The 1099-nt window shown below is 52.0% G+C and carries 1 protein-coding gene and 1 pseudogene; one reads left to right on the forward strand and one right to left on the reverse strand.

Translation table 11 applies throughout. The features are described 5' to 3' along the window. A pseudogene (locus GSP01_RS15000) lies at positions 1-268 on the forward strand (short-chain dehydrogenase/reductase); the annotation flags it as partial. A gap of 443 nt (positions 269-711) precedes the next feature. Here GSP01_RS15000 and GSP01_RS15005 read toward each other — a convergent pair. Next, positions 712-1099: hypothetical protein (locus tag GSP01_RS15005; protein WP_218023672.1), on the reverse strand; the 388-nt coding region annotated here is incomplete at its 5' end.

Consider the following 1099-nt stretch of genomic DNA (forward strand, 5'->3'; position numbering starts at 1 on the left):
TCGCTCGATGGTTAGGACCGAGCGATCGATCAAAGACTACGACGATCTGTTTGATCCGATCCGGGAGGCTCGCCACGAGAAGGACGGCAAACAGCCAGGCAATCCAGCGAAACTCGCCGTTGCAGTGCTTCAACTTATTGCCTCAGACACACCTCCACCGCAACTCCTGCTGGGTAGCGACGCTCTGCGTTTGGTTCGTGAACGTCTCGCTCAGTTGGAAAAAGAGATCACGGATTGGGAGGAGTTAACCCGATCAACAGACGGGTAATTTTTTTTGGCACATGGTGGCAGCTGTCAGAAGCTGAATTTTCCGAACCGAATGTCCGCAAAGAGGCGTAAGCGGACCTGCTGCTTACGCCTCATCTCGGACATCCAAGCAGTGGTACAGTTCATCCGAAAGCCGACATTGTCAGGTGAACCTCAATAGATCGTCTTTGAGACAGAGCCGTCATTCGTGAAAATGTTAGCGAACGACCGGTTTGAGATGAAGCAGCCGTTCGTGATGGTCGCCGTGACCTTACCCTGCGAACTATCTCTACTCCTCGCGTTGACCGTTGACTAGGCTCAGGATCCATTGATTTGATTGTGGAACTTTGATTCAGTCTCCGCGCAAAGCCTGAACCACATCCAATCACTCATATCAATGGGGCCTGAGCCTAGCTTCGTAAGCGAACGGGCTGATGCTGCTGAGACATGAAGCGGTGTCGCGGATTATAAAATCCGTTGATGTATTGGAAGATGGTAGTAGTTGCCTGCTGCCTTATCGGCCATGTCTGTCGCCAGAGGAGTTCTACTTTCATTCGTTGAGCAGACAGCCTGTTTAGGTGAGGAAAACGGAATGTCGGTTATTGGAAGGGGACGATCGAAAGCGGTCATAGAGTTGTCAGTAAATCTGCAACTGAGCCACCTGCCTCCCTGCAGCAGTTGTGTGATCGTGCCGCTTTTCTGGCGCCCCTGCTCGACGGGCTCGCGGTCAAAATGGGCATCTGGCCCCATACCGATCTCAGGAGGAGGGATCGAATAACCGTTTGTTGATGTACCTTGGTTCTGATTTTGGGCTTTTGGAGATTTGATTGACGGTTCTTTGCGGGCGCGCTTG

The organism is Gluconobacter sphaericus NBRC 12467, assembly GCF_006539125.1.
Lineage (GTDB): Bacteria > Pseudomonadota > Alphaproteobacteria > Acetobacterales > Acetobacteraceae > Gluconobacter > Gluconobacter sphaericus.